Origin of the sequence: Streptomyces sp. NRRL B-24085 (assembly GCF_001282115.1) — a bacterium.
Classification (GTDB): domain Bacteria; phylum Actinomycetota; class Actinomycetes; order Streptomycetales; family Streptomycetaceae; genus Streptomyces.
In genome coordinates, this window is record NZ_LJBR01000479.1 from 1 (window position 1) to 3,112 (window position 3,112).

Below are 3,112 nucleotides of genomic sequence, written 5' to 3' on the forward strand. Positions count from 1 at the left end.
CCGAGGAGACGGAACCGGTCCCCGACCAGCAGCGCCCAGCACCCGCATCCCCTGGATCCCGGCCCCTTCCGGCGCCCCGCCCAGCCCCTTGCCGTTGTCGCGCACGAGGAGTTCGACTCCCCCCGCGACCGGCTGGAGCCGCACCTCGGCGCGGTCGGCGCCGGAGTGCCGCGCGGTATTGGTGAGCCCCTCCTGGGCCACCCGGTAGAGCACCAGTTCCGACTCCTCGGTCAGCCGGGGCAGTTCGCCGCCGACGTGATGGCGCACGGTCAGCCCGTGCGTGGTGAACTCGGCCGCGAGGGACCGCAGGGCGCTCGGCAGCCCGAGCTCCTCCAGCACCCCGGGCCGCAGCCGCCGCGCGATCCGCCGGATCTCGTCGAGCCCGGCCCGGGTCGCCTCCTGCGCCTGCCCCACGTCCTCCCGCAGCTCTTCGGGCACCCGGTCGGCGACCCGCTTCAACTGGAGCAGGACGGCGGTCAGCGTCTGCCCGACCTCGTCGTGCAGCTCGCGCGCGATGCGGTGCCGCTCCCGCTCCTGCGCGGAGAGGGCGCGGGCGGCGCCGGTCGCCCGCTCGGCCTCCAGCCGGTCGAGCATGGTGTTGTACGTCGTGATCAGCGCGGCCGTCTCGGCAGGGCCGGAGACCGGGGCGCGGACCCCGGGCCGCAGCAGATCGGCGGCGGCCATGGCCTGCCCCAGCTTCTGCAACGGGGTGAGCCCGACCCGCAGCACGAGGGCGTTGGCGACCAGCAGCAGGGCGAGCCCGCCGAGGACGACCACGGCCTCCCCCTGCCGGACGGGCGTGGACACGGTGACCGGCCCCAGCAGCAGCGCGGTGGCGACGACGAGGCCCGCGGCGTTGAGCGAGAAGATCCGCCAGAACAGCGACACGGCCCTGCCCTCACTCCTCCCGTACGACACCCGAGGCCCCAGCCTCGCCGGTGCCGGCCGCTCGCGTATATCCGTCACGTCACCCATATCGCCACCGTACGGGGGCCTGGCAGCATGCGAACCCGGCACCCGTGCTCACTCGAACCACCGATCACTCGAACCACAAGGGGAAGAAACGTGTCTGCTCCACGCCTGAGGGCGACGCCGCTGCCGGGCATCGGGGTCCAGTACGACCTCATGACCCGCGAGGACCGCCATCTCTCCGTGGTGGCGCACCGCGACGGTGCCCGCACGGTGAGCGTGTACCGGGCCGACGACCCCGACTCCTGCGCCCAGTCGCTGCGCCTGACGGGTTCCGAGGCGGGCGCCCTGATCGACGCGCTGAAGCCCTCCCACCACAGCGCGAGCCTCCTCTACGCCTCCGACCTGGGCCTGGTGGCCGAGCGCATCGAGGTGGCGGCGGGCTCCCGCTGGAACGGCCAGGTCCTCGGCGACACGAGGATGCGCACCGACACGGGAGCCTCCGTCGTCGCGGCCCTGCGGCGCGCCGAGGCGATCCCCTCCCCCGCCCCCGACTTCCGCCTGGCGGGCGGCGACATCCTCATCGTCGTGGGCACCCGCGAGGGCGTGGACGCGGCTGCGGCGATCCTCGGTCGGGAGTAGGACGCATGCACTCCGCTGTCCTCCTGATCGAGTTCGGCTCGATCATCCTCGGCCTGGGCCTCCTGGGCCGTTTCGCCGCCCGCTTCCGCCTCTCCCCCATCCCCCTCTACCTCCTGGCCGGCCTGGCCTTCGGCGAGGGCGGCCTGCTCCCCCTGGGCGCCAGTGAGGAGTTCGTCTCCATCGGCGCCGAGATAGGCGTGATCCTGCTCCTCCTGATGCTCGGCCTGGAGTACACGGCCGGCGACCTGGTCACCAACCTCAAGGCCCACTACCCCGCGGGCCTGGTCGACGGCGCCCTGAACGCCCTCCCGGGAGCGGCGGCGGCCCTCCTCCTCGGCTGGGGTCCCGTGGCCGCCGTGGTCCTGGCAGGCGTCACCTGGATCTCCTCCTCGGGCGTCATAGCGAAGGTCCTGGGCGACCTCGGCCGGGTGGGCAACCGGGAGACCCCGGTGATCCTCAGCGTCCTGGTCCTGGAGGACCTGGCGATGGCTGTCTACCTGCCCATAGTCACCGCCCTGGTCGCGGGCGCCGGCCTCCTGGCCGGAAGCCTGACCCTCGCCATAGCCCTCGGCGCGGCGGGCCTGGTCCTCTTCGTGGCGGTTCGCTACGGCCGCCTGATCTCCCGCTTCGTGTCGAGCGACGACCCCGAGAAACTCCTCCTGGTGGTCCTGGGCCTGACCATCCTCGTGGCAGGCGTGGCCCAACAGCTCCAGGTCTCGGCGGCGGTCGGCGCGTTCCTCGTGGGCATAGCCCTCTCCGGCGAGGTGGCCGAGGGCGCCCACACCCTTCTCAGCCCCCTGCGCGACCTCTTCGCCGCGGTCTTCTTCGTCTTCTTCGGCCTCCACACCGATCCGGCGAGCATCCCGCCCGTCCTGCTCCCCGCCCTCGCCCTGGCCCTGCTCACGGCGGCCACGAAGATCGCCACCGGCTACTGGGCGGCCCGCCGAGCCGGCATCTCCCCCAAGGGCCGCTGGCGCACGGGCGGCGCACTCGTGGCCCGCGGCGAGTTCTCGATCGTCATAGCGGGCCTGGCGGTCTCGGCCGGCATAGAACCCTCCCTGGGCCCGCTGGCCACGGCCTACGTCCTCATCCTGGTCATCCTCGGCCCCCTCACAGCCCGCTACACAGAACCCCTGGCCACAAAACTGACCTCCCGCCACAACTCCCCGACCACCCCGGAGACCCCAACCCGAGTCACGGTGGACGGCGCCTGAGGGGATACCGGGTTCGGTTGCAGGGCGGCTGCGGGTCGGTGGGGGCTGGTCGCGCACTTCCCCGCGGGGCCGCTGCGCTGAGCTTGGCCGGGCGCCTACGGAGGGTGCCAAGTGCGGTTGTGTGGCGGGTGCGGGGCGGTGGGGGCTGGTCGCGCAGTTTCCCGCGGGGCCGCTGCGCTGAGCTTGGGCCGGGCGCCTACGGGGGGTGCCAAGTGCGGTTGTGTGGCGGGTGCGGGCCGGTGGGGGCTGGTCGCGCAGTTCCCCGCGCCCCTGAGTGGGTCATGGGGACGCTCGTGCAGTCGCGTACGGCGCGAAGGGGACGGGGTGGGGGGTGTCCGCCCGCAGCG

General features: G+C 73.4%; 3 protein-coding genes. 2 read left to right on the forward strand and 1 reads right to left on the reverse strand.

Going from position 1 to position 3,112, the window contains the following annotated elements:
* Window positions 1–888 (reverse strand): HAMP domain-containing sensor histidine kinase (locus AOJ26_RS37265; RefSeq protein WP_053852784.1); only part of this gene is annotated, 888 nt, incomplete at its 3' end.
* Window positions 889–1,065: 177 nt separating this feature from the next.
* Here AOJ26_RS37265 and AOJ26_RS37270 point away from each other — a divergent pair.
* Complete coding sequence (locus tag AOJ26_RS37270; protein WP_053852785.1) at window positions 1,066–1,551, forward strand: cation:proton antiporter regulatory subunit; 486 nt, start codon at window positions 1,066–1,068, stop codon at window positions 1,549–1,551.
* Window positions 1,552–1,556: 5 nt separating this feature from the next.
* Window positions 1,557–2,765, forward strand: coding sequence for a cation:proton antiporter (locus tag AOJ26_RS37275; RefSeq protein ID WP_053852786.1), 1,209 nt, complete (start codon window positions 1,557–1,559; stop codon window positions 2,763–2,765).
* The last annotated feature ends 347 nt before the right edge of the window (window positions 2,766–3,112 follow it).

Coding starts and splice junctions, on each gene's coding strand:
- AOJ26_RS37275 (WP_053852786.1), top strand. CDS start 1,557: ATGCACTCCGCTGTCCTCCTGATCGAGTTCGGCTCGATCATCCTCGGC.